Origin of the sequence: Streptomyces sp. NPDC057743 (assembly GCF_042798755.1) — a bacterium.
GTDB lineage: Bacteria > Actinomycetota > Actinomycetes > Streptomycetales > Streptomycetaceae > Streptomyces.
This window is the reverse complement of record NZ_JBHVJX010000004.1, coordinates 70,923-93,790: the sequence shown is the minus strand read 5'-3', so window position 1 is coordinate 93,790 and position 22,868 is coordinate 70,923. Positions and strand designations below refer to the sequence as shown.

The 22,868-nt window shown below is 72.3% G+C and carries 17 protein-coding genes; 9 read left to right on the top strand and 8 right to left on the bottom strand.

The genetic code is table 11. From position 1 onward, the window contains the following. Positions 1-122: 122 nt before the first annotated feature. Both ACFVFQ_RS05665 and ACFVFQ_RS05660 read left to right on the top strand, forming a co-directional pair. Positions 123-455, top strand: a complete 333-nt coding sequence (locus ACFVFQ_RS05665) for a DUF3817 domain-containing protein (RefSeq protein WP_383409205.1) — start codon at positions 123-125, stop codon at positions 453-455. 373 nt (positions 456-828) lie between these two features. Continuing rightward, on the top strand, positions 829-2,568 hold the full coding sequence (locus ACFVFQ_RS05660) for a methylmalonyl-CoA mutase (protein WP_383409202.1): 1,740 nt from the start codon (positions 829-831) through the stop codon (positions 2,566-2,568). A 366-nt stretch (positions 2,569-2,934) separates the two neighbouring features. Here the strand turns inward: ACFVFQ_RS05660 and ACFVFQ_RS05655 are convergent, their stop codons facing one another. Then, on the bottom strand, positions 2,935-4,356 hold the full coding sequence (locus ACFVFQ_RS05655) for a sensor histidine kinase (protein ID WP_383409199.1): 1,422 nt from the start codon (positions 4,354-4,356) through the stop codon (positions 2,935-2,937). 55 nt (positions 4,357-4,411) lie between these two features. After that, positions 4,412-5,152, bottom strand: a complete 741-nt coding sequence (locus ACFVFQ_RS05650; protein ID WP_383409196.1) for a response regulator transcription factor — start codon at positions 5,150-5,152, stop codon at positions 4,412-4,414. Between the two features lie 62 nt (positions 5,153-5,214). On the opposite strand from ACFVFQ_RS05650, the gene ACFVFQ_RS05645 reads away from it, so the two are divergent. Both ACFVFQ_RS05645 and ACFVFQ_RS05640 read left to right on the top strand, forming a co-directional pair. After that, positions 5,215-6,375, top strand: coding sequence for a glycosyltransferase (locus tag ACFVFQ_RS05645; RefSeq protein ID WP_383409193.1), 1,161 nt, complete (start codon positions 5,215-5,217; stop codon positions 6,373-6,375). Beyond that, positions 6,372-7,385, top strand: a complete 1,014-nt coding sequence (locus ACFVFQ_RS05640) for a GDP-mannose 4,6-dehydratase (protein ID WP_383409190.1) — start codon at positions 6,372-6,374, stop codon at positions 7,383-7,385. The genes ACFVFQ_RS05645 and ACFVFQ_RS05640 overlap by 4 nt, the downstream gene beginning before the upstream one ends. Positions 7,386-7,418: 33 nt before the next feature. Here the strand turns inward: ACFVFQ_RS05640 and ACFVFQ_RS05635 are convergent, their stop codons facing one another. Continuing rightward, on the bottom strand, positions 7,419-8,057 hold the full coding sequence (locus ACFVFQ_RS05635) for a TetR/AcrR family transcriptional regulator (RefSeq protein WP_383409187.1): 639 nt from the start codon (positions 8,055-8,057) through the stop codon (positions 7,419-7,421). A 307-nt stretch (positions 8,058-8,364) separates the two neighbouring features. On the opposite strand from ACFVFQ_RS05635, the gene ACFVFQ_RS05630 reads away from it, so the two are divergent. The 4 genes from ACFVFQ_RS05630 (at position 8,365) to ACFVFQ_RS05615 (ending at position 12,765) form a co-directional block, all read left to right on the top strand. Beyond that, positions 8,365-9,339, top strand: a complete 975-nt coding sequence (locus ACFVFQ_RS05630; RefSeq protein ID WP_383409185.1) for a tetratricopeptide repeat protein — start codon at positions 8,365-8,367, stop codon at positions 9,337-9,339. 639 nt (positions 9,340-9,978) lie between these two features. After that, on the top strand, positions 9,979-10,599 hold the full coding sequence (locus tag ACFVFQ_RS05625; RefSeq protein ID WP_383409182.1) for a DUF6230 family protein: 621 nt from the start codon (positions 9,979-9,981) through the stop codon (positions 10,597-10,599). Positions 10,600-10,856: 257 nt separating this feature from the next. Further along, positions 10,857-11,420 (top strand): DUF6114 domain-containing protein, encoded by a 564-nt coding sequence (locus ACFVFQ_RS05620; protein ID WP_383409179.1) that lies wholly within the window; start codon positions 10,857-10,859, stop codon positions 11,418-11,420. 124 nt (positions 11,421-11,544) lie between these two features. After that, positions 11,545-12,765, top strand: a complete 1,221-nt coding sequence (locus ACFVFQ_RS05615; RefSeq protein WP_383409176.1) for a hypothetical protein — start codon at positions 11,545-11,547, stop codon at positions 12,763-12,765. 134 nt (positions 12,766-12,899) lie between these two features. Here ACFVFQ_RS05615 and pyk read toward each other — a convergent pair whose 3' ends face one another. The 3 genes from pyk to pta form a co-directional block, all read right to left on the bottom strand. Beyond that, a complete protein-coding gene (gene pyk / locus ACFVFQ_RS05610) occupies positions 12,900-14,327 on the bottom strand; it encodes a pyruvate kinase (RefSeq protein WP_383409173.1) in 1,428 nt (475 codons plus the stop codon). Between the two features lie 117 nt (positions 14,328-14,444). Continuing rightward, on the bottom strand, positions 14,445-15,656 hold the full coding sequence (locus ACFVFQ_RS05605; protein WP_383409170.1) for an acetate kinase: 1,212 nt from the start codon (positions 15,654-15,656) through the stop codon (positions 14,445-14,447). 25 nt (positions 15,657-15,681) lie between these two features. Further along, positions 15,682-17,775 carry a phosphate acetyltransferase gene (gene pta, locus ACFVFQ_RS05600; protein WP_383409167.1) on the bottom strand — a complete coding sequence of 698 codons (2,094 nt, stop codon included), beginning with the start codon at positions 17,773-17,775 and terminating at the stop codon, positions 15,682-15,684. 264 nt (positions 17,776-18,039) lie between these two features. Here pta and ACFVFQ_RS05595 point away from each other — a divergent pair, with 264 nt between their 5' ends. Continuing rightward, positions 18,040-19,065 (top strand): ATP-dependent 6-phosphofructokinase, encoded by a 1,026-nt coding sequence (locus ACFVFQ_RS05595; protein WP_383409164.1) that lies wholly within the window; start codon positions 18,040-18,042, stop codon positions 19,063-19,065. An 89-nt stretch (positions 19,066-19,154) separates the two neighbouring features. Here ACFVFQ_RS05595 and ACFVFQ_RS05590 read toward each other — a convergent pair whose 3' ends face one another. Both ACFVFQ_RS05590 and ACFVFQ_RS05585 read right to left on the bottom strand, forming a co-directional pair. Beyond that, on the bottom strand, positions 19,155-21,728 hold the full coding sequence (locus ACFVFQ_RS05590; RefSeq protein ID WP_383409161.1) for an ABC transporter permease: 2,574 nt from the start codon (positions 21,726-21,728) through the stop codon (positions 19,155-19,157). A gap of 199 nt (positions 21,729-21,927) precedes the next feature. Beyond that, on the bottom strand, positions 21,928-22,719 hold the full coding sequence (locus tag ACFVFQ_RS05585; protein ID WP_383409159.1) for an ABC transporter ATP-binding protein: 792 nt from the start codon (positions 22,717-22,719) through the stop codon (positions 21,928-21,930). Between the last annotated feature and the right edge of the window lie 149 nt (positions 22,720-22,868).

Genomic DNA, 22,868 nt, shown 5'->3' with positions numbered 1-22,868 from the left:
ACGAGCCGGTGCGCAGCGGCCCCGCATCCCGGAGAGGGGGGCGGAAAGGCCCCCACCTGCGGCTCGGCGCTTGCGCGGTCCCCGCGTCCACGGGGATTTTCCGGGCGGTTACGCTCGTACCCATGAAATCCAGCGTGCTGACCCGTTACCGGGCGATGGCCTACATCACCGCCGTGATGCTGCTCGTGCTCTGCGCCTGCATGGTTTTCAAGTACGGCTTCGGGATGGGCAAGGACCTGACCCTCGTCGTCGCCCAGGTCCACGGCGTGCTCTACATCATCTACCTGGTCTTCGCGTTCGACCTGGGTTCCAAGGCGCGCTGGCCGTTCGGCAAGCTGCTGTGGGTGCTGGTCTCCGGAACGATCCCGACCGCCGCGTTCTTCGTGGAGCGCAAGGTGCTCCGCGAGGTCGAGCCGCTGCTGGCGGACGCCAAGCCGGACCTGGCCAAGGTCTGACGGCGGGCCGGTCGGCCGTGGCTCCCGTGCCGCGGCGGTGCTGGCTGCCGTAGCACGGCCACGGCCGATGCGCGCCTCTCCCGATGTGGGAGGGGCGCGTTTGCGTTGTCCGCGCCGTTGGGTCCCGTACGCGGTGCGGGGGGGCGTGCGGGGCAGGTGTGGGGTGGCGGTGGCGGTGCGCGGCGGGTGGCTCGTCGGTGGTGGGTGGTGGGTGGTGTGGTGGTGGGGTCGGCGCTGGGCGGCGGTTTCCGGTGCGGGGGCGGTGGGCAGCCCCCCGGTGGGGGGATGCGGGGCCCCTAGGGGGCGGCCCCCGAGGCGAATCCGGGGCGCTTCCCATCGACAGGTAGTAGGACGTCCTAGTAAATTCGGGGGCATGGACGCTGACGCGATCGAAGAGGGCCGCCGCCGCTGGCAGGCCCGGTACGACTCCGCCCGGAAGCGCGACGCGGACTTCACCACCCTGTCCGGCGACCCCGTCGAGCCGGCGTACGGGCCCCGCCCCGGCGACTCCGTGGAGGGCTTCGAGCGGATCGGATGGCCGGGGGAGTACCCCTTCACGCGCGGCCTGTACCCGACCGGCTACCGCGGCCGGACATGGACGATCCGCCAGTTCGCCGGCTTCGGCAATGCCGAGCAGACCAACGAGCGTTACAAGATGATCCTCAAGGCCGGCGGCGGTGGCCTCTCGGTGGCGTTCGACATGCCGACACTGATGGGGCGCGACTCCGACGACCCCCGCTCCCTCGGCGAGGTCGGACACTGCGGCGTCGCCATCGACTCGGCGGCCGACATGGAGGTCCTCTTCAAGGACATCCCGCTGGGTGACGTCACGACCTCCATGACGATCAGCGGGCCCGCCGTGCCGGTCTTCTGCATGTACGTGGTCGCCGCCGAGCGCCAGGGCGTCGACCCGGCGGTGCTCAACGGCACGCTCCAGACCGACATCTTCAAGGAGTACATCGCGCAGAAGGAGTGGCTCTTCCCGCCCGAGCCGCACCTGCGGCTGATCGGCGACCTGATGGAGCACTGCGCGCAGGGCATCCCCGCCTACAAGCCGCTGTCGGTCTCCGGCTACCACATCCGGGAGGCCGGCGCGACGGCCGCCCAGGAGCTCGCCTACACCCTCGCCGACGGCTTCGGCTACGTCGAGCTCGGCCTCTCCCGCGGGCTGGACGTCGACACCTTCGCCCCCGGCCTGTCCTTCTTCTTCGACGCGCACGTGGACTTCTTCGAGGAGATCGCCAAGTTCCGCGCCGCGCGCCGGATCTGGGCCCGTTGGATGCGCGACGTCTACGGCGCGCGCAGCGAGAAGGCGCAGTGGCTGCGGTTCCACACCCAGACCGCCGGCGTCTCGCTGACCGCCCAGCAGCCGTACAACAACGTGGTGCGCACGGCAGTGGAGGCGCTGGCGGCGGTGCTCGGGGGCACCAACTCGCTGCACACCAACGCCCTGGACGAGACGCTGGCGCTGCCCAGCGAGCAGGCCGCGGAGATCGCGCTGCGCACCCAGCAGGTGCTGATGGAGGAGACCGGCGTCGCCAACGTCGCGGATCCGCTGGGCGGTTCGTGGTTCATCGAGGCGCTGACCGACCGGATCGAGGCGGACGCGGAGAAGATCTTCGCGCAGATCAAGGAGCGCGGGGCGCGGGCGGTGCCGGACGGGCAGCGTCCCCAAGCTCTCGGCTCCGCTCGAACAGGGGAGACCCCATTGATCGGCCCGATCACCTCCGGCATTCTGCGGGGCATCGAGGACGGCTGGTTCACCGGCGAGATCGCCGAGTCCGCGTTCCGCTACCAACAGTCCCTGGAGAAGGGCGAGAAGAAGGTCGTCGGGGTCAACTGCCACGAGGGGTCGGTCACCGGGGACCTGGAGATCCTGCGGGTCAGCCACGAGGTCGAGCGGGAGCAGGTGCGGCTCCTGGCGGAGCGCAAGGCGGCCCGCGACGACGCCCGGGTGCGGGCCGCGCTCGCGGACCTGCTGGCCGCCGCCCGCGGCGGGCGGAACATGATCGAGCCGATGCTGGCCGCGGTCCGCGAGGAGGCGACCCTCGGGGAGATCTGCGATGCACTGCGCGACGAATGGGGGGTCTACACCGAACCGGCCGGCTTCTGACCGGGTGGCGCCGGAGGCGCCGGGAGACACCGGGAGTTGGCCCGTGCGGCACCGGCGGCTGGCCTCGTGCCTTGCTGCCCTCGTGCCTTGGGAGTTGGCCTCGCGCCTTGCTCGCCGCCGCTGCTGCCTCCTCCCGCCGCTGCCGCCGCCGCTGCCTCCTCTTATCCGGCAACGAACGCGGGGTAGCGGGGAGTTCCACATTCCGTTACGGATTGTAGTCGGAATGTGTCGGGGTGTGTCAGGGCTGTCGGGGTGGGGCGGGGCGGACGGGGCTTCGGCCGTAGAGCGCGGCCCGCGCCCGGGCTGCCCCCCGCCCCCATCAGGCGTCACCTGCCCCCATCAGCCGCCCCCGTCCCCGTCAGGCCGTCACCCGCCCCCCTCGGGTGGCCGTGGGGTGGCGGGCATGCGTAGGCGGAAGAGGGCGCCGCCGCCGGGGGCCTGTTCTGCGGTGAGTTCGGCGCCGTGGGCGCGGGCGATCTGGCGGGCCATGGCCAGGCCGAGGCCCGAGCCGGGCAGGGCCCGGGCGGCCTGGGCCCGGTAGAAGCGGTCGAAGACGTACGGCAGGTCGCCGTCGGCGATGCCGGGGCCGTGGTCGCGGACGGTGAGGTGCAACTCGCCCGCGATGTCCGCCAGTTCGGTCTCGACGGGGCCGCCGGGCGGGGAGAACTTGGCGGCGTTGTCCAGGAGGTTGGACAGCAGGCGGGTCAGTCGGGCGGGGACGCCGGGCAGGGCGGTGGTGGCCGTCCCGGGGTCGATGCGGGTGGTGAAGGCGAGGTCCGGCCAGTGCTCGCGGGCCGCGGCGACCGCGTGCTCCAACAGGGCGGCGGGGCGGACCTGTTCGAGCAGCGGGCGGGGTTCCTCGTCGCGGGCGAGCTCGATGAGGTCGTTGACGAGGGTGGTGACCTCGCGCAGTTGGCGGCCCAGCGCGGCCGAGGCCCGGTCCCGCTGTTCGTCCGTCAAGCGGTCGGCGCGGGCGAGGAGTTCGGCGTTGGTGCGCAGCGCGGTGAGCGGGGTGCGCAGTTCGTGGGAGGCGTCGGCGACCAGGCGACGTTGGGCGGTGACGGACTGCTCCAGCTCGCCGAGCATGGTGTTGAAACTGGCGGCGAGCCGGGTGAGTTCGTCCTCGTGGGCGGGCGGGCCGGGCGGGAGGTCGATGCGGTGCCGGGGGTCGCGGGTGGTGGCGATCCGTTCCGCGGTGGCGGTCAGCCGGGCGACCGGGGCCAGGCCGGTGCGGGAGACCCAGTAGCCGAGGCCGGCGGCGAACAGGACGCCGGCGCCGCCGACCGCGGCCAGTGCCCAGGCGGCCTGGCGCACCCCGCGCTCCACGGTGTCGGAGCGCAACGCCACCTGGAGCGCCTCGTTGCGGTGGGGGACGCGGGTGGTGAACATCCGGACGGGGTGCCCGGCGACGGTGATCTCGCTGTAGTACGGCCGGCGGTGACCTGCGGCCACCTCGCGGGCGGCCGGGGGGACCGGCAGGACGTACCCGCCGCGGGCGTCCTCGGCCGGGTCGGTGGGGATGATCTGGACGCAGGGGGCGGCCGGGTACTGGCAGGAGGCGTCGCCCGGGGTCGGGCCCCAGTTGCGCATCTGCTGGAGGCGCTGGGTGGCGGTCTGCGCCACGTTGAGGTCGAGCTGACGGGTCATCTGGACCCGGAGGACGACGAACGCGGCCGCGCAGACGCCCACCGCGACCAGCGCCACCGCCGCGGACGCGGCCAGCGCCAGCCGGGCGCGCAGCGGGCGGCGGCGGACCCAGCGACCGCCCAGGCGGCGCCGGCCGGTCATGCCGCGGCCCCGTTCGGCGCGGCCGCCGCCGCGGTCGGGTGGCAGTGACGCGGGGTCATGTGCCCTCCGGGCGGTCCAGGCGGTAGCCGACGCCGTGCACGGTGTGGACGAGCCGGGGCTCGCCGCCGGCCTCCAACTTGCGGCGCAGATAACCGATGTAGACGGCCAGCGAGTTGGAGTCCGGGCCGAAGTCGCGGCCCCAGACCCGCTCCAGGATCGTCTCCCGCGGCAGCACCTGGCCGGGGTGGGTCAGCAGCAGTTCCAGCAGGGCGTACTCGGTGCGGCTGAACTCCAGCGGGCGCTGGCCGCGGTGGCCGGTGCGGGTGGCGGGATCCACGACGAGGTCGGCGAAGGCGAGGTGGGAGGCGTCGGCCCGGCCGGCCTCGGCCCGGCGCAGCAGGGCGCGGACCCGGGCGATCAACTCGTCCAGGGCGAACGGCTTGACGAGGTAGTCGTCGGCGCCGGCGTCCAGGCCGTCGACCCGGTCGCTGACCGCGTCCAGGGCGGTCAGGACGAGGATCGGGGTGCGGTCGTCCAGGGCGCGCAGCCGGCGGCAGACCGCCAGGCCGTCCAGCACCGGCATCATCACGTCGAGAACGAGGGCGTCCGGTTGCCAGGCGGCGACCTCGGAGAGCGCGGCGAGCCCGTCGGCGGCGCCGCGGACCGCGTAGCCCTCCACGGCGAGCCCGTCCGCCACGGCGGCGCGGACCTCCGGTTCGTCGTCGACGACCAGGATCCTGGGGGCGGCCGGCGGGGGTGTGCCGGGGGCGGGCGCGGGTGCGGGGCGTGCGGTCATGGACCAAGGCTGCCAAACGGCGTCTTAGAACGTTCTTAAAGCGGCGGTCGAGCGTGGCGGCCATGCGCACACCACTCTCGGTCGTGATCGGTGCGGGCGGCACCGGCGGCCACATCTATCCCGGACTCGCCCTCGCCGACGCGCTGCGCCGGGCCGTGCCGGACGCGGTGATCTCCTTCGTGGGGACCGACCGCGGCCTGGAGACGCGGCTGATCCCGCAGGCCGGCTACCGGCTGCACACCGTCGACATGATTCCCTTCGACCCCTCGCTGGGCGCCCGGCGCTATCTGCTGCCGGCCGCCCTGTTGAAGTCCGGCGCCCAATGTCGGGCGATCCTGCGGGAGCAGGGTGCCCAGGTCGCCGTCGGCATGGGCGGTTACCCCAGCGCCCCGGTGATCGTCGGGGCCAAGATGGCCGGGCTGCCGAGCCTGATCCACGAGTCCAACGCGGTGCCCGGCCGGGCCAACAAGTTCGCCGCCCGGCTCACCCCGCACATCGCCCTGGCCTTCGACCGCAGCCGGCCGCACCTCGCGGGCGGCGAGCGGGCCGAGACGGTGGGGATGCCGCTGTCCGGGCCGCTGGCCGGGCTGGACCGGACGGCGCTGCGGGGCGCGGCCCGGCGCGCGTTGGGCGTCCCGGAGGACGTGCGGCTGCTGCTGGTCAACGGCGGCAGCCTGGGCGCCGCCCGGCTCACCGAGGCCGCCGTCGGGCTCGCCGGCCGCTATCTGGCGCGGCCCCGGATGCGGCTGCTGATCAAGACCGGGCCGGCGGCGCTGGACGCCACCCGGGCCGCCTTGGAGGCCAACGGCGGGGCGGCGGTCGCCGAGGCGGTGCCGTATCTGGACCGGATGGATCTGGCGTACGCGGCGGCCGACTTGGTGCTGTGCCGGGCCGGTTCGGCGACCGTCGCCGAGCTCGCCACGATCGGGATGCCGGCCGTCCTCGTGCCGTACCCGCACGCGCCCGGCGACCACCAGACGCACAACGCCCGGGTGCTCTCGGACGCCGGCGCCGCGCTGCTGTTGCCCGACGCCGAGGTCACCGAGGAGCGGCTGGACGCGGAGCTCACCGGGCTGTTGGCGGACCCGGACCGGCTGGCCGCGATGGGCGCGGCGGCCGACCCCGGCACGCATGCGCACGCCGCCGATCTGCTGGCCGCCCGGACCCTGGCGCTGGCCGGCCACCCCCACCACCTCACCACCACCCTGAAGGAGTCAGCATGAGCACGCGCAGCACCGTGTCCCCGTCGTGGGCCGGCCGGAAGGTCCTGGTCACCGGGGCCGAGGGGTTCATCGGGTCGACGCTGGTCGACCTGCTGGTGGACGCGGGCGCCGAGGTGCGCGCCTTCGTGCACTACAAGCCGTACGCGGAAAAGGGCAATCTGGCGCGGTACTTGGTGCCGGGCGGCCCGGTGGAGATGGTTGCCGGCGACGTCCGGGACGCCGGCCGGGTGATGGACGCGGTCGCCGGCTGCGACACCGTCTTCCACCTGGCCGCGCTGATCGGCATCCCGTACAGCTACGACTCGCCGGGCGCGTATGTGCAGACGAACGTGGTGGGTACCGAGAACGTCGCGGAGGCGTGCCGTCGGCACGGGGTGCGGCGGATGGTGCACACCTCCACCAGCGAGGTGTACGGGACCGCGCTGACCGCGCCGATCAGTGAGGAGCACCCGCTCCAGCCGCAGTCGCCGTACTCCGCCTCGAAGATCGGCGCGGACATGATGGCGCTGTCGCACTGGCACGCCTTCGAGCTGCCGGTGACGGTGGTGCGACCGTTCAACACCTACGGGCCCCGGCAGTCCGCCCGCGCGGTGATCCCGACGATCCTGGCCCAACTGCACGCCGGCGCCCGGCAGATCAAGCTGGGTTCACTGACTCCGACCCGGGACTTCACGTTCGTCACCGACACCGCGGCCGGGTTCCTGGCGCTGGCCGACTGCGACCGGGCGCTGGGGCAGGTCGTCAACCTCGGCAGCGGTCAAGAGATCGCCATCGGGGCGCTGGCCGAGGCGTTGATCGCGGCGTCCGGGCGGGACGCCGAGGTGGTGGTGGACGCCGAGCGGCTGCGGCCCTCGGGCAGCGAGGTGGAGCGGCTGCTGTCGGACAACTCCCGGGCGCGCCAGTGGGCTTCGTGGGAGCCGCAGGTCTCCCTCAAGGAAGGGCTGGAGCGGACCTCCCAGTGGGTGGCGGAGCATCTGCACCTGTTCCGGGCGGACCGCTACCAGGTCTGACGGCGGGTCCGGCGGCGCCGGGCCGGACAGACCCTACGGCTCCAGTCCGGCCAGGCCCGCCAGCAGCAGCGTGGTGAACTGCCGGGCCCAGCCGGTGTCGACGGGGCCCGCGCTGACCAGCAGGCGGTGCACGACGGCCCCGGCGATCACGTCGAAGATCAGGCCCACGGTGCACTCGGCGGCCCGTTCGCCGTCGGGTCCGCCGGCGTCCGGCGGGAGTTCGCCGCGCGCCTGCGCCCGCGAGCGGCCGAGCAGCACCAGCCGCTTCTGCCGCTCGACGATGGCCTGCCGGATCCGCTCGCGCAGCGCGTCGTCGGTGGTGGACTCGGCGACCACCGCCATCAGCGCGGTCTTGGTCTCGGGCCGGGCCAGCAGCGCGCCGAACTGGAGCACCACGCCCTCGATGTCGGCCTGGAGGCAGCCCCGGTCGGGGAGTTCGAGCTCGTCGAAGAGGACCGCGACGGCGTCCACGACCAGTTCGCTCTTGCTGCCCCAGCGGCGGTAGAGGGTGGTCTTGGCGACCCCGGCGCGCTGGGCGACCTCGCCCATGGTGAGCCCGCCCCAGCCCACGTCGACGAGCGCGGCGCGGGTGGCGTCGAGGATCGCGTGGTCGGTCTCGACGCTGCGGGGGCGGCCCGGGCGGCCCTTCGGCGGGCGGGCGGACTGGTGCATGCCGGCGACCATACCGGCCGGTAGTGCGGCGGGCGGCGCCGCCCGTGAGGGAGATCACGCGGGCCGGTCCGAAAAGTGGGTGCCGGGCGGGGGCGGCCCCGAGTTACGCTACGACCCGTAGCGTAAGAGCGACACCACTGGCCGTGGGTGGGGACCCATGGCCGCGCACACCGGCCCCGTGCACGGGGCCGCCAACGGGCACCGGTTCCCCGGCGCGGGCCGCATTCCAGCGGGGCGTACGGGCGCGAGCGGGCCCGCTTCCCGGATCGCTTTCCGGAACCGGCCGCTCAGGGGGGAGGATGGACACATGCAGCCACGCAACATGTCCATGAGTGGAGTCGTCGACCTCGCAGCGGTGAAGGCGGCCGGGGAAGCGAAGCAGAAGGCCGAGCAGGCCCGCGCCGAGGCCGCCCGCACCGGTGCGCAGCCGGCCGGCGCCACCCGCCTGGTGTTCGACGTCGACGAGGCGGGGTTCCAGCAGGACGTCCTCCAGCGGTCCAACGAGGTCCCGGTCGTCATTGACTTCTGGGCCGAGTGGTGCGAGCCGTGCAAGCAGCTCGGCCCGCTGCTGGAGCGCCTCGCGGCGGAGTACGCCGGCAGGTTCGTCCTCGCCAAGATCGACGTCGACAGCAACCAGATGCTGTTCCAGCAGTTCGGGGTGCAGGGCATCCCGGCGGTCTTCGCGGTGGTCGCGGGCCAGCCGATCCCGCTCTTCCAGGGCGCGGTCCCCGAGGGCCAGCTCCGCCAGGTGCTGGACCAGTTGGTGCAGGTCGCCGAGCAGCAGTTCGGCATCGTGGGCGCGCCGGTCGACCCGGCGGCCGCCGAGCAGGGCGACGCCGCGGCCGAGGCGCCCGCACCGGTCGGCCCGTACGACGCGGCGCTGACCGCGGCGGCCGACGCGCTGGACGCCGGCGACCTCGACGGCGCCATCCGCGCCTACCGCAACGTGCTCTCCGACGACCCGGCCAACCCCGAGGCCAAGTTGGGCCTGGCCCAGGCCGAACTCCTCAAGCGGGTACAGGACCTGGACCCGCAGGCGGTCCGCAAGCAGGCCGCGGAGGAGCCGGGCGACGCCGCGGCGCAGATCAAGGCCGCGGACCTGGACCTGGTCGGCGGGCACGTCGAGGACGCCTTCGGCCGGCTGATCGAGACCGTGAAGCGGACCGCGGGTGAGGACCGGGAGGCCGCGCGGGTGCGGCTGTTGGAGCTCTTCGAGGTGATCGGCGCGGAGGACCCGCGGGTGACGAAGGCGCGCACGGCGTTGGCCCGCGTCCTGTTCTGAGCCACACTTCGGCGGTTTCCGGGCACATTTCCGGCCCGTCCGGATCCGCTCCCTCACGACTCCCACACAAGGGTCCGGCAAACGACACGGCGGCCACGCTTTACCGAAACTTGGTAAAGGTGGCCGCTGTTACTTGGAGTAAGTCGAAGCGGTCAACTGGCCCAGTTTTGCCCTGAATTACCCGTTGTTTGGTCGCTGTGAGCGGCGACGCTGCGTGCCTAGATGATCTCTCTGTGTCCCGGCAGGGTTATCGGGTCGTTACCCGTAAGTAACGAGGGCCTTGTGCGGCGGCCGGGAATGCACGACGATCGGCGACGCTCGGTCCATTCCCGCAGCCCGGCATCCGGCCGGCGCCGCGGGGCATTTGGGTCCCCACCGAGTGGGTCGGCGGCAGTGGCGCCGGCCCTGGACAGGGGGGTCTCTGCCGTCCGTGGCAGGGCCTGTCCGGTGAGGTTGCGCGAGAGCGTGGCCAGTGGTTGTCGCTCGGGGGTGATCGCCGGTATTCGAAGAACACTGCTGTGGCCTTTCGAGACGGGCGCTCTCCTTCCCGAGGACGTAGCACTTCTCCCATCCCAGGTACGACCGGCCTCAACCGAGGCGGTACGCACCGGAGATGTACGTCCGAGAAGGAGGAAAGTCATGGAGTCCTTGACTCGTGGCGGGACCAGATGGAAGCGGTTCGCCGTCGTCATGGTGCCGAGCGTCGCGGCAACCGCCGCGATCGGTGTCGCCCTCTCGCAGGGTGCCCTGGCGGCGTCGTTCAGCGTGTCCGGCCAGCAGTTCAAGGTCAGCACGGACCGGCTGGACGGCACCGGCTTCGTCCAGTACGGCGCGGTTGACGCCCAGAAGAACGGCAAGAACGTCCCGGTCGCGGTCTCGGCGTTCTCCAACGCCAAGATCCGCAACCTGTGCCAGTCCGTCGTCGTGCCGGTCCCGGTGTTCGGCGATGTGTCGATGAAACTCCAGGCGGGCGGCGCTGGTAGCCAGCCGGTGGAGGCCAAGAACCTCTACATCGACCTCGACCAGCTGAGCGCGGACGCGACCTTCAAGAACATCAACATCGGTGTTGCGGCGGGGTCCACGTCCAAGGGACCCGGCATGAAGAAGGGCGACAAGGCCGACCCCGGCTCCTTCGCCCAGGAGGCCGACACGGCCACGCTGACCGGCGTTCACCAGCGTGCCTGGGCCACCACGGCCGGCACGTTCAAGCTCAGCGGCCTCAAGATGAGCGTCGCCAAGGGCGCGAGCGAGTGCTACTGACGCACTGAGCGTGCGGGCGCGGGGTGGAGCTGTACGGCGTCGTGCCGTTCCCCGTGCCCGTACGCCGGGTAGCGCTGGAAGTGCCCACAGAACCACCGAATTGCCAGTCCCGAGGAGCCGGACATGAGCGACTGGAGCATGGGGGACTCCCCGGCCGGAGTTCCCCGGCCAACGCCGGGCGGTGCCCCCGGGGGAAGAGTCATCGACAGGTACGTGCGGCGCGGATGCGGGCCCGCCGACCGCAGGGAGGCTGGCGCATGAGCGCAGAACGACCACAGCTGAAGCAGGCCCTCGGCCAAAAGCGGCAGGCGTTCCGCCACTGGCGCGGTCAACGCCCCTTCTGGGGCGGCCTGTTGACCCTCCTCGCGGGCATCCCGATCATGTACATCCCCTACGCGAACCTCACCATCGGGTCCCTCACCGTCCGGATGGCGACCACGGCCGGCGCCGGTTCGCTGATCATCGGCGTGCTGCTGGTGGTGCTCGGCCTCACCATGTGGTTCCAGCCGGTCTCGCGGGTCTTCGCCGGCGTCGCGGCGATCCTGCTGGCCCTCGTCTCCCTGGTCGTCTCGAACTTCGGCGCCTTCCTGATCGGCTTCCTGCTGGGGCTGATCGGCGGCGCGCTCGGCGTCTCGTGGGCGCCGGGCAAGGCGGTGCGCAGCGAGGACGAGCCCGGCGCGGGGGACCGCGTCGTCGGGCCGGTGGTCGCCACCCACCCCGCTCCGGCGGCCGGTGGTCCCGGGTTGGGCAACGGACTGGACGATCTGTCAGGAACGAGCAGCCCGACCAACGGAACGAACGGGAGGCACCGTGCCGGGTGACCAACTGCACGTGGGGGCACCCCCGCCGGAGGGCGAGGGCGCGGCCTCCCAGGCGAAGGGGGTCCCCCCGCACCGCCCGGGCGCGGGGAGCGGACCCAGACACGCGGCGCCCAAGAAGCCGCTGTTGACCCGCCTGCACGTGCCGGCGGGCAAGGCGATCGCCATCGCGGCGATGCCGTCCGCCGTCCTCATGGGCATGGGGCTCACGCCCCAGATGGCGATCGCCAAACCGGTGCCGCCCGAGAGCCCCTTCCGGGACGGCCCCTGCGTCACCGTCCCGGACACGTCCGGCCAGGACGCCAAGGCGAAGGACGACGCCAAGAACCAGAAGGACCAGAAGGACCAGAAGAAGGACGGCAAGGACGCCGGGAAGGAGGGCGGCAAGCCGTCCGCGGGGCCGTCGGCCTCACCGTCGCCGTCCGCCTCGCCGTCGCCCTCGGCCGGCAAGGACGCGAGCGGCGGCGCGGCGCCCGGCCCGTCCGCCTCGGCGACCCCGTCCCCGTCGGCCTCGCCGACGAAGGACGACGGTGGCCTGTTGGGCGGGATCGGCGACGCGCTCGGCGGCCTCTTCGGCGTGCACAAGAAGTCCGACCAGCCGTCGGCGTCGCCGACCCCCTCGCCGTCCGCGTCCGCCACCAAGTCCCCGACGCCGTCGGCGGGTTCGTCGGGCAAGGAGTCGTCGGCCAAGGACGCGTCGGGCTCGTCGGGCTCCGGCCCCGGCCTGGACGAGGTCACCAAGCCGGTCGGCGATGCGGTGAAGAACCCGTCGAAGGCGGTCAACGACACCGTGCACGGCGCCGTCGGCACGGCTGACAACGCGCTGCCCGGCGGCGGGTTGGACGGCAAGGACAAGAACGGCAAGCCCGCGTTCCCCTGCGTCGTGGAGAACAAGCAGAAGGGCAAGGACGAGCAGACCCCGGCCACCCTCCCGGACCTCCCCTGGCACCTGGAGTCCACCGGGCTGACCCTGCGCGGCCTGAACTACGAGGGCGTGGTCAACGTCACGACGCAGAGCGGCCACGCCAAGCAGGTGCTGAAGTTCACCGCGGACAGCATCGACATCGCCGACCTGCACCAGATCGTGGACGACCCGGCGTCGGGCAAGCACTACCACGTGCGGTCCACGCCGGGCTCCACGTCCACCATCCGCGGCGGCAAGGTAACGCTCTACAGCGAGCGGTTGCAGGGCAACCTCTTCGGGCTGATCCCGATCGTCTTCGACCCCGAGCACCCGCCGCCGCTGAACGTCCCGTACGCCTACTTCAGCAAGGTGAAGCTGGACCAGGCCGGCCAGTTCGGCGGCAACCTGCACGTGCCGGGCATGCACCTGTCCATCGAGGACTGAGCCCCATCGAGGGCTAGAGCGGCAGCCGGCCGGCGCCGACGAGAACTCCGGGAGCCGCGGAGAAACGGCGGTGGGCCGCCCCCTTCGACCAAGGGGGCGGCCCACCGCCGTAGTTGTGCCCGCCGGGCGGCGCGTCAGACGCGCTCGCCGCCGAGGTGGTGCACCCGGACCATGTTGGTGGTGCCGGGGACGCCGGGGGGCGAACCGGCGGTGATGATCATGGTGTCGCCCTCGTTGTAGCGCTTGAGCTTGAGCAGCTCGGCGTCGACCAGGTCGACCATCGCGTCGGTGTTGTCCACGTGCGGGACGACGAAGGAGTCCACGCCCCAGCTCAGGGTGAGCTGGTTGCGGGTGGCGAGGTCGGTGGTGAAGGCCAGGATCGGCTGGGCGGCGCGGTAACGGGACAGCCGGCGGGCGGTGTCACCGGACTTGGTGAACGCCACCAGGGCCTTGCCGTCGAGGAAGTCCGCCATCTCGCAGGCCGCGCGGGCCACCGCACCGCCCTGCGTGCGCGGCTTCTTGCCCGGCACCAGCGGCTGGAGGCCCTTGGAGAGCAGCTCCTCCTCGGCCGCCTCGACGATCTTCGACATGGTCTTGACGGTCTCGATCGGGTACTGCCCGACCGAGGACTCCGCGGAGAGCATGACCGCGTCGGCGCCGTCCAGGATGGCGTTGGCGACGTCGGACGCCTCGGCGCGGGTGGGCCGGGAGTTGGTGATCATCGACTCCATCATCTGGGTCGCCACGATCACCGGCTTGGCGTTCCGCCGGCACATCTCCACCAGGCGCTTCTGCACCATCGGGACCTTCTCCAGCGGGTACTCCACCGCCAGGTCGCCACGGGCCACCATGACGGCGTCGAAGGCCATCACGACCTCGTGCATGTTGGCGACCGCCTGCGGCTTCTCCACCTTGGCGACGACCGGGACCCGGCGGCCCACCTCGTCCATGACGCGGTGCACGTCCTGGACGTCCTTGGCGTCCCGCACGAAGGAGAGCGCGACCATGTCGCAGCCCATGTGCAGCGCGAACTTCAGGTCCTCGATGTCCTTCTCGGACAAGGCCGGGACGTTGACCGCCGCGCCGGGCAGGTTGATGCCCTTGTGGTCGGAGATGACCCCGCCCTCGATGACGATGGTGCGCACCCGCGGGCCGTCGACCTCGACGACCTGGAGGGCGACGTTGCCGTCGTTGATCAGGACCGGGTCGCCCTTGGAGACGTCGCCGGGCAGGCCCTTGTAGGTGGTGCCGCAGATGTGCTTGTCACCGGGGACGTCCTCGGTGGTGATGACGAACTCGTCACCGCGCACCAGCTCGACGGGGCCCTCGGCGAAGGTCTCCAGGCGGATCTTGGGGCCCTGGAGGTCGGCCAGCACGCCGACGGCGCGGCCGGTCTCCTCGGCGGCCTTGCGGAGGCGGTGGTACCGCTCCTCGTGCTCCGAGTGGGTCCCGTGGCTCATGTTGAAGCGGGCCACGTTCATGCCGGCCTCGATCAGCGTCTTCAGCTTCTCGTAGGAGTCGACGGCGGGGCCCAGGGTGCAGACGATTTTGGAACGGCGCATGTCTCGATCCTATCGGTTTGTTTCGGAGCGGAATATTTCGCTCTGCTTCACAGACTCTTCAGCCGGGGGCGGGCCCGCCCGGCCGGTGGGCCCGCCCCCGTGGGGCCCAGCGCTGATCTAGGCGGTGACCAGGGCGTACGTCTGCCGGGCGATCTCCAGTTCCTCGTCGGTGGGGACCACCGCGACCGCGACCCGGGCGTACTCGGGCGAGATCAGCCGCGGCTCGTCGGACCGGACGTCGTTCAGCGCGGCGTCCACCGCCAGGCCCAGCTCCTCCAGGCCGGCGATGGCGGCGGCGCGGACCGGGGCGGCGTTCTCGCCGACGCCCGCGGTGAAGGCCACCGCGTCGACCTTGCCGAGCACCGCGCTGTAGGCGCCGATGTACTTCTTCAGCCGGTGGATGTAGATGTCGAAGGCGAGCGCGGCCCGCTGGTCGCCCTCGTCGATCCGGCGGCGGATCTCCCGCATGTCGTTGTCGCCGCACAGCCCGATCAGGCCGCTCTTCTTGTTGAGCAGCTCGTCGATCTCGTCGACGGACATCCCGGCGACCCGCTTGAGGTGGAAGGTCACCGCCGGGTCGATGTCGCCGGAGCGGGTGCCCATGACCAGGCCCTCCAGCGGGGTCAACCCCATGGAGGTGTCCACGCAGCGGCCGCCCTGGACGGCGGAGGCGGAGGCGCCGTTGCCCAGGTGCAGCACGATCACGTTGGCGTCCTCGGGCGCCTTGCCGAGCAGTTCGGCGGTGCGGCGGGAGACGTAGGCGTGCGAGGTGCCGTGGAAGCCGTAGCGGCGGATGCGGTGCGCGTCGGCGGTCTCCACGTCGATGGCGTAACGGGCCGCGTGCTCCGGCATCGTGGTGTGGAAGGCGGTGTCGAAGACCGCGACCTGCGGGAGGTCGGGGCGCAGGGCCTGGGCGGTCTTGATGCCGGTGATGTTGGCTGGGTTGTGCAGCGGGGCGACCGGCACCAGCCGCTCGATCTCCTTGAGCACCGGGTCGTCGATGACGGTCGGCGCGGTGAACTTCAGTCCGCCGTGCACCACCCGGTGCCCGATCGCGGCCAGTTCGGGGGAGTCCAGGCCGAGCCCGTCGGCGGCCAGTTCGTCGGCCACCGCCTTCAGCGCGGCGTCGTGGTCGGCTATCGGGCCGGTGATCTCGCGGGTCTCCCCGTCGGCGGCCAGCGGGGTGTGGACCAGGCGCGAGGTCGTCTCACCGATCCGCTCGACCAGGCCGACGGCGAGCCGCGAGCCATCGCTCATGTCGAGCAGTTGGTACTTCACCGACGAGGAGCCGGAGTTGAGGACGAGGACGCGGGTGGCGTTGGCAGTCATGAAGGGCTTTCCGTGGGGGGTGGGGTCAGCGGGTGTGGCCGGTGCCGGGCTCGGCGCCCTGGGCCTGGATCGCGGTGATCGCGACGGTGTTGACGATGTCCTGGACGAGGGCGCCGCGGGAGAGGTCGTTGACCGGCTTGCGCAGGCCCTGGAGGACCGGGCCGACCGCGACCGCGCCGGCGGAGCGCTGGACGGCCTTGTAGGTGTTGTTGCCGGTGTTGAGGTCCGGGAAGATCAGCACGGTGGCCTTGCCGGCCACGTCGGAGTCCGGCAGCTTGGTCGCGGCGACCGCCGCGTCCACCGCCGCGTCGTACTGGATCGGGCCCTCGACCAGCAGGTCCGGGCGCCGCTCGCGGACCAGCTCGGTGGCCTTGCGGACCTTGTCGACGTCGGCGCCGGAGCCGGAGGTGCCGGTGGAGTACGAGAGCATCGCGATCCGCGGCTCCACGCCGAACTGGGCGGCGGTGGTGGCGGATTGGATGGCGATGTCGGCCAACTGCTCGGCGTTCGGGTCCGGGTTGACCGCGCAGTCGCCGTAGACCAGGACGCGGTCGGCCAGGCACATGAAGAAGACCGAGGAGACGATCCCCGCGCCCGGCTTGGTCTTGATGATCTCGAAGGCCGGGCGGATGGTGGCGGCGGTGGAGTGCACCGCGCCGGAGACCATGCCGTCGGCCAGGCCCTCCTGCACCATCAGGGTCCCGAAGTAGGAGACGTCGGCGACCATGTCGAAGGCCAGCTCGTAGCTGACGCCCTTGTGGGCGCGGAGGGTGGCGTAGAGGTCGGCGAACCGCTCGCGCAGCGGCGAGGTCTGCGGATCGATGATCTGCGCGTCGGCCAGGTCGATGGCGAGGTCGGCGGCGCGCTTGCGGATCGTCTCCTCCTCGCCGAGCAGCGTCAGGTCGCAGACGTCGCGGCGCAGCAGCACATCGGCGGCGCGCAGCACCCGCTCCTCGGAGCCCTCGGGCAGGACGACCCGGCGGCGGCCGGCGCGGGACCGCTCGATCAGCTCGTGCTCGAACATCATCGGGGTGACCCGCTCGGAGCGGGCGACCGAGATCCGGTCGGTGAGCTCGGCGGTGTCCACGTGCCGCTCGAAGAGGCCGAGCGCGGTCTCCGCCTTGCGCGGCGAGGCGGCGTTCAACTTGCCCTCGATGGCGAACAGTTCGGCGGCGGTGGGGAAGGAACCGCCGGGGACGGAGACCACCGGGGTGCCGGGCGCGAGGCGGGCGGCCAACGCCATGATGTCCGGGCCGGGGCGCTCGTCGAGGGTGAGCACCACGCCGGCGATCGGCGGGGCGCCGGCGCTGTGCGCGGCGAGCGAGCCGATGACGAGGTCGGCACGGTCCCCGGGGGTGATCACCATGCAGCCGGGGGTGAGCGCCTGGAGGAAGGTCGGCAGCATCGCGCCGCCGAAGACGAAGTCCCTCGCGTCCCGGGCGAGGCCGGAGTCGTCGCCCAACAGCACCTCGGCGCCGAGCGCCTGCACGATCTGGCCGACCGTCGGCGCGGAGAGCGAGCCGTCCTCGGGGAGCGCGTAGCAGGGCACCGGCAGCCGGGCGGCGAGCCGCTCGACGACGGCCGTGCGCTGCTCGGGGGCGACGCGGTTGACGACGAGGGCGACCACGTCGCAGCCCAGCGAGGTGTAGACGCGGTAGGCGTTGCGGGCCTCGGCGCGGACGGACTCGGCCTCCTGACCCTGGCCGCCGACGACGGGTATCACCGCGGCGCCGAACTCGTTGGCCAGCCGGGCGTTGAGCGCCAGCTCGTCGGGGAGGCTGGTGTCGGCGTAGTCCGAGCCGAGGACCAGCACGTACTCGAAGTCGCGGGCGACGGCGTGGAAGCGGTCGACGAGCCGGGAGACCAGCTCGTCGGTGCCGCGCTCGGCCTGGAGGGCGGCGGCCTCGGGGTAGCTGATGCCGTAGACGGACTCGGCGGGCTGGGTGAGGCGGTAGCGGGCCCGCAGCAGTTCGTAGAGCCGGTCCGGCCCGTCGTGCACCAGGGGCCGGAAGACCCCCACCCGATCGACGTGGCGGGTCAGGAGCTCCATGACTCCCAGCTCGACGACCTGGCGGCCGTCGCCGCGGTCGATACCGGTCACGTACACGCTGCGCGTCACGCGGTCTCTCCGTCCATTCCGATGGCCGCGAGGCGCCCGGCCTGCGGATTTTCCCTGGTCACAAGGTCAAAATTACCCGTTATGGTGGGCTTGACCCTCTTGACAATACCTGCGCGGATCGATAAGTCGCTCTCCCAGTTTCCCTGCGGGTGCGGGCCGGGGGACAGTGGGGGTGGCCGCCCGCGCCGGGGTGCGGGTGCGCCACGCATGAAAGAATCGGACCGGCTCACACGAACCGACAGCGAGCACAGGAGACACAGCACGATGCGTATCGGAGTCCTCACCGCGGGCGGCGACTGCCCCGGACTGAATGCTGTGATCCGGTCCGTCGTCCACCGCGCCCTGACCGGCCACGGCGACGAGGTCATCGGCTTCGAGGACGGCTTCAAGGGCCTGCTCGACGGGCGCTTTCGCAAGCTGGACCTGGACGCGGTCAGCGGCATCCTGGCCCGCGGCGGCACCATCCTCGGCTCCGCCCGCCTGGAGCGTGCCCGGCTGCGCGAGGCGTGCGAGAGCGCCAAGGACTTCTCCCGCGAGTACGGGATAGACGTCCTGATCCCGATCGGTGGCGAGGGCACGCTGACCGCCGCGCGGATGCTCGCCGACGCCGGGATGCCGGTCGTCGGCGTCCCCAAGACCATCGACAACGACATCTCCTCCACCGACCGCACCTTCGGCTTCGACACCGCCGTCGGCGTGGCCACCGAGGCCATCGACCGCCTGAAGACCACCGCCGAGTCGCATCAGCGGGTGATGGTCGTCGAGGTCATGGGCCGGCACGCGGGCTGGATCGCGCTGGAGTCCGGGATGGCCGGCGGCGCCCACGGCATCTGCCTGCCGGAGCGCGAGTTCGACGTCAACGACCTGGTGAAGATGGTCGAGGAGCGGTTCGCCCGTGGCAAGAAGTTCGCCGTGGTCTGCGTCGCCGAGGGGGCCCACCCGCGGCCCGGCACCATGGACTACAAGAAGGGCGCCATCGACCAGTACGGGCACGAGCGGTTCTCCGGCATCGGCACCGCGCTCGCCCGCGAACTGGAGCACCGCCTGGGCAAGGAGGCCCGCCCGGTCATCCTCGGCCACGTCCAGCGCGGCGGTACCCCCACCGCCTACGACCGGGTGCTGGCCACCCGCTTCGGCTGGCACGCCGTCGAGGCCGCGCACCGCGGCGACTTCGGCCAGATGACCGCGCTGCGCGGCACCGACATCGTGATGACCCCGCTGGCCGAGGCGATCACCGAGCTCAAGCGGGTCCCGGAGGACCGGATGGACGAGGCCGAGTCGGTCTTCTGAGCCGGCGTCCGCTCGTCATGTGACATCAACGAGCCGCCGGCGACGCACCGTTGGGTGCGTCGCCGGCGGCTTTGCGTGCGGCCGGTGCCTCACTGGGAGGCGACGGCCTCCAGCATGTTCAGCCGGGCCGCCCGGCGGGCCGGCCACAGCGCCGCCAGCACGCCGACGACCAGGGCGATCAGCAGGAACAGGCCGAGCCGGCCCCAGGGCAGCACCATCGCGTAGGTCGGGAAGGACGAGCCGACCAGGCTGCCGCCGGCCCAGGCCAGGAAGATGCCGAGGCCGATGCCGAGCACCGCGCCGAAGAGCGAGATGACCACCGACTCCAGCCGGACCATCTGCTTGATGCCGCTGCGGGCCAGGCCGATGGCGCGCAGCATCCCGATCTCGCGGGTGCGCTCGAAGACCGACATGGCCAGGGTGTTGACCACGCCGACCACCGCGATGATCACGGCCATGCCCAGCAGCCCGTAGACCATGTTCACGATGGTGTCGATCTGACCGGCGTTCTCCTTGCGCAGGTCATCGCGGCTCTGCACCTTCAGCAGCGGGCTGTCGCCGAGCGCCCGGCGGATGTCCTTGGCCAGCGCGGGGGAGCCGCCGTTCGCCGTCTTGACCAGGAGCTCGTCGTCGCGGAACCGGTCCAGGTGCGGATCGACCAGGGCGGTCGCGGCGAAGGAGGAGCCGAGGGTCTCGTTGTCGGCGTAGACCGCGGCGACCTTCAGCTGGGCCTTCTTCTTGTCGTAGAACTCGACCTTGACCAGGTCGCCGACGCGCCAGCCGTGCTCCTTGGCGCCGCTCTGCGAGACGGCGATGCCGCCGGCCTTCACGGCGGCCAACGAGCCCTGGGTGACGTCGAGTTGGGTGACCTTGCCGATCTGGTCGAGGTCGGTGCCGCGGAGGTAGCCGAAGTTGCTGTCGCGGCCGGGGCCGGGGTCGGTGGAGAAGCCCGCGCCGCGGATCGGGGCCACCGCCTCGACGCCGGGGACCTGGCCCACCTTCGGCGACAGCTTCGGGTCCAGGCCGACGTAGGTGGAGGTCTTGACCTGGTAGTCGGCGGTCAGGCCGCTGCCGACCATCTTGTCCATGGCCACCTGGGCGGAGTGGCCCACCACGGTCATCCCGGTGATCAGGGTCAGGCCGATCATCAGCGCCGAGCCGGTCGCCGCCGTCCGCCGCGGGTTGCGCAGCGCGTTCTCCTTGGCCAGCTTGCCGGTGACGCCGAAGAGGCGGGTGGTGACCGCGCCGGCCAGCGAGACCAGCGGGCGGGACAGCAGCGGGGCCAGGATGATCACGCCGGTCAGGGTCAGCGCCGACCCCGCCATGGCGATCGGCAGGTCGTCGCCGGAGGTGAGGGTGGACACCCACAGCATCACCGCGACGCCGGCGCCGGTGATCAGCGCGCCGATGGTGTTGCGGACCACGAGGCCGCGCGGGGCCGGCGGCGCCTCGACGGCGCTCAGCGCCTCCACCGGGGCGATCCGCGCCGCCTTGCGGGACGGCAGCCAGGCGGCCAGGACGGTCACCACGACGCCCACGCCCAACGAGGCGAGCACCGCGGACGGGCTGATCACCACCGGGCCGTCCGGGAAGCCCGCGCCGTTGGCGTCCAGCACGGCCCGCAGCCCGACCGCGATCCCGGCGCCCAGCGCGAAGCCCACCACCGAGGAGAGCAGGCCCAACAGGCCGGCCTCGGCGAGCACCGAGCGCACCACCTGCCGACGGGAGGCGCCCACCGCGCGCAGCAGCGCGATCTCGCGGCTGCGCTGGGAGATCAGCATGGTGAAGGTGTTGGCGATGATGAAGACGCCGACGAACAGGGCGATCCCGGCGAAGGTGAGCAGGGTCTTGCTGAGCGCGCTGTTCTGTGCGGCGATCCGCCGGGCCTGCTCGGCGGCCAGGTCGTGCCCGCTTGTCGCCTCCGCACGCTCGGCCGGCAGCAGCGCGCGGACCTTGGTGGTCAGCGCCCGCTGATCGGTGCCGGGGGCGGCCGCCACCACCAACTCGTCGAACTGGCCCGGGTGCAGATACAGCTTCTGCGCGGTGGCGGTGTCGAACAGCGCCAGGCTGCCGCCCGCGGTCACCGCCGGGTCGTCGGTCGCCACGATGCCGACCAGCTTCTTGGTCAGTACCGGGCCGTCGGTGGCGAACCGCACGGTGTCGCCGACGCGGACGCCGGCCGCCTTCGCGGTGGTCTCGGCCAGCGCCAACTCCCCGTCGGCGGCCGGGCCGCGGCCCTGCACCAGCGGGTAGCGGGGGTCCTTGCCGTCCTTGCCCGGTTGGTAGTTGACGGCGCGGTTCTGCCAGCCGTTGCCGATCGGCTCGCCGTCCTTGCCGGCCAGGGTCGCCTCGCCGGTGACGTCGGCGCGGACGCCGGTCACGCCGGGCAGCGCCCGGATCCGGTCGGCCAGGCGCGTATCCAGGGCGGTGGCCCGCTTGCCGTCCTTCCCCGGCCCGGGGCCGGTGTCGGGGTCCGCGGTGGCCTGGACGGAGACGGCGACGTCCTTGAGGTTCTTGGCGGAGGCGTTCTTGACGGCCTCGCCGACGGAATCGCTGAAGATCAGGGTGCCCGCGACGAAGGCGACGCCGAGCAGGACCGCGAGCGCGGTCATCAACAGGCGGGCCTTGTGCGCGAGGACGTTGCGCAGGGCGGTTCTGAACATGGTGGTGGTGTCAATCCTGGGTACGGGGCCTGGGCGGGGGCTGGGGGAGGGCGGCGGTGGCCGGGCGCGACCAACTCGCTGGAAAGACCGGTCAGTTGGCGTGGTCGGCGCTCGGCGGTCGGCGGCCGGTGTGTCCGGGGCGCCGCTATCGGGAAGGCCCTAGCTCGTCCGGCCCGCGGCTAGTTGGTCCGGCCTGCGGCTAGTTGGTTCGGCCTGCGGCCTCGAAGCGGCGCATCCGGTCCAGTACGGCGTCCGCGGTGGGCTCGTGGAGCTCGTCGACGATCCGGCCGTCGGCGAGGAAGACCACCCGGTCCGCATAGCCGGCGGCGACCGGGTCGTGGGTCACCATCACCACGGTCTGGTCCATCGCCCGCACCGACTCCCGCAGGAAGCCCAGGACTTCCGCGCCGGAGCGGGAGTCGAGGTTGCCGGTCGGCTCGTCCGCGAAGATGATCTCCGGCTGGGCGGCCAGCGCCCGCGCCACCGCGACCCGCTGCTGCTGGCCGCCGGAGAGCTGGGACGGCCGGTGCCCCAGCCGCTCCGAGAGCCCCACGGTGTCCACGACCCGGCCGACCCACTCCCGGTCCGGGCGGCGGCCCGCGATGTCCATCGGCAGCGTGATGTTCTCCAACGCGGTGAGCGTCGGCAGCAGGTTGAACGCCTGGAAGATGAAGCCGATCTTGTCCCGGCGCAGCCGGGTCAGCTCCTTGTCGCCCAGCGAGGCCAGCTCCAGGTCGCCGATCCGGGCCGAGCCGGAGGAGATCGAGTCCAGCCCCGCCATGCAGTGCATCAGGGTGGACTTGCCCGAGCCGGAGGGACCCATGATCGCGGTGAAGCGGGCCCGGCCGAACTCCACCGAGACGGAGTCCAGCGCCACCACCCGGGTCTCGCCCTGGCCGTAGACCTTGCTCAGGTCGGTGGCGCGGGCGGCGACGGCCGGGGTGGCCGGGCGGAGCGGGGAAACGGGACGGGGGACGGCGGCGTGCGACACCACGAACTCCCAGGAAGGGGTGAAGGGATGGGAAAAAAGTCGGCGGAAACGCCGTGTTCCCATCCTCGATGCCGCACCCCGCCTTCGGCTTCGCCCGCAGGGACCGAAAGCCGCACCGGTCGCAAGTGCCACGCCCGGCGCCGGCGTCC

Bases quoted from the DNA above. Each gene is read 5' to 3' on its own strand.
- ACFVFQ_RS05665 (WP_383409205.1), top strand. From the start codon at position 123: ATGAAATCCAGCGTGCTGACCCGTTACCGGGCGATGGCCTACATCACC.
- ACFVFQ_RS05660 (WP_383409202.1), top strand. From the start codon at position 829: ATGGACGCTGACGCGATCGAAGAGGGCCGCCGCCGCTGGCAGGCCCGG.
- ACFVFQ_RS05655 (WP_383409199.1), bottom strand. From the start codon at position 4,356: ATGACCGGCCGGCGCCGCCTGGGCGGTCGCTGGGTCCGCCGCCGCCCG.
- ACFVFQ_RS05650 (WP_383409196.1), bottom strand. From the start codon at position 5,152: ATGACCGCACGCCCCGCACCCGCGCCCGCCCCCGGCACACCCCCGCCG.
- ACFVFQ_RS05645 (WP_383409193.1), top strand. From the start codon at position 5,215: ATGCGCACACCACTCTCGGTCGTGATCGGTGCGGGCGGCACCGGCGGC.
- ACFVFQ_RS05640 (WP_383409190.1), top strand. From the start codon at position 6,372: ATGAGCACGCGCAGCACCGTGTCCCCGTCGTGGGCCGGCCGGAAGGTC.
- ACFVFQ_RS05635 (WP_383409187.1), bottom strand. From the start codon at position 8,057: ATGCACCAGTCCGCCCGCCCGCCGAAGGGCCGCCCGGGCCGCCCCCGC.
- ACFVFQ_RS05630 (WP_383409185.1), top strand. From the start codon at position 8,365: ATGCAGCCACGCAACATGTCCATGAGTGGAGTCGTCGACCTCGCAGCG.
- ACFVFQ_RS05625 (WP_383409182.1), top strand. From the start codon at position 9,979: ATGGAGTCCTTGACTCGTGGCGGGACCAGATGGAAGCGGTTCGCCGTC.
- ACFVFQ_RS05620 (WP_383409179.1), top strand. From the start codon at position 10,857: ATGAGCGCAGAACGACCACAGCTGAAGCAGGCCCTCGGCCAAAAGCGG.
- pyk (WP_383409173.1), bottom strand. From the start codon at position 14,327: ATGCGCCGTTCCAAAATCGTCTGCACCCTGGGCCCCGCCGTCGACTCC.
- ACFVFQ_RS05605 (WP_383409170.1), bottom strand. From the start codon at position 15,656: ATGACTGCCAACGCCACCCGCGTCCTCGTCCTCAACTCCGGCTCCTCG.
- ACFVFQ_RS05595 (WP_383409164.1), top strand. From the start codon at position 18,040: ATGCGTATCGGAGTCCTCACCGCGGGCGGCGACTGCCCCGGACTGAAT.
- ACFVFQ_RS05590 (WP_383409161.1), bottom strand. From the start codon at position 21,728: ATGTTCAGAACCGCCCTGCGCAACGTCCTCGCGCACAAGGCCCGCCTG.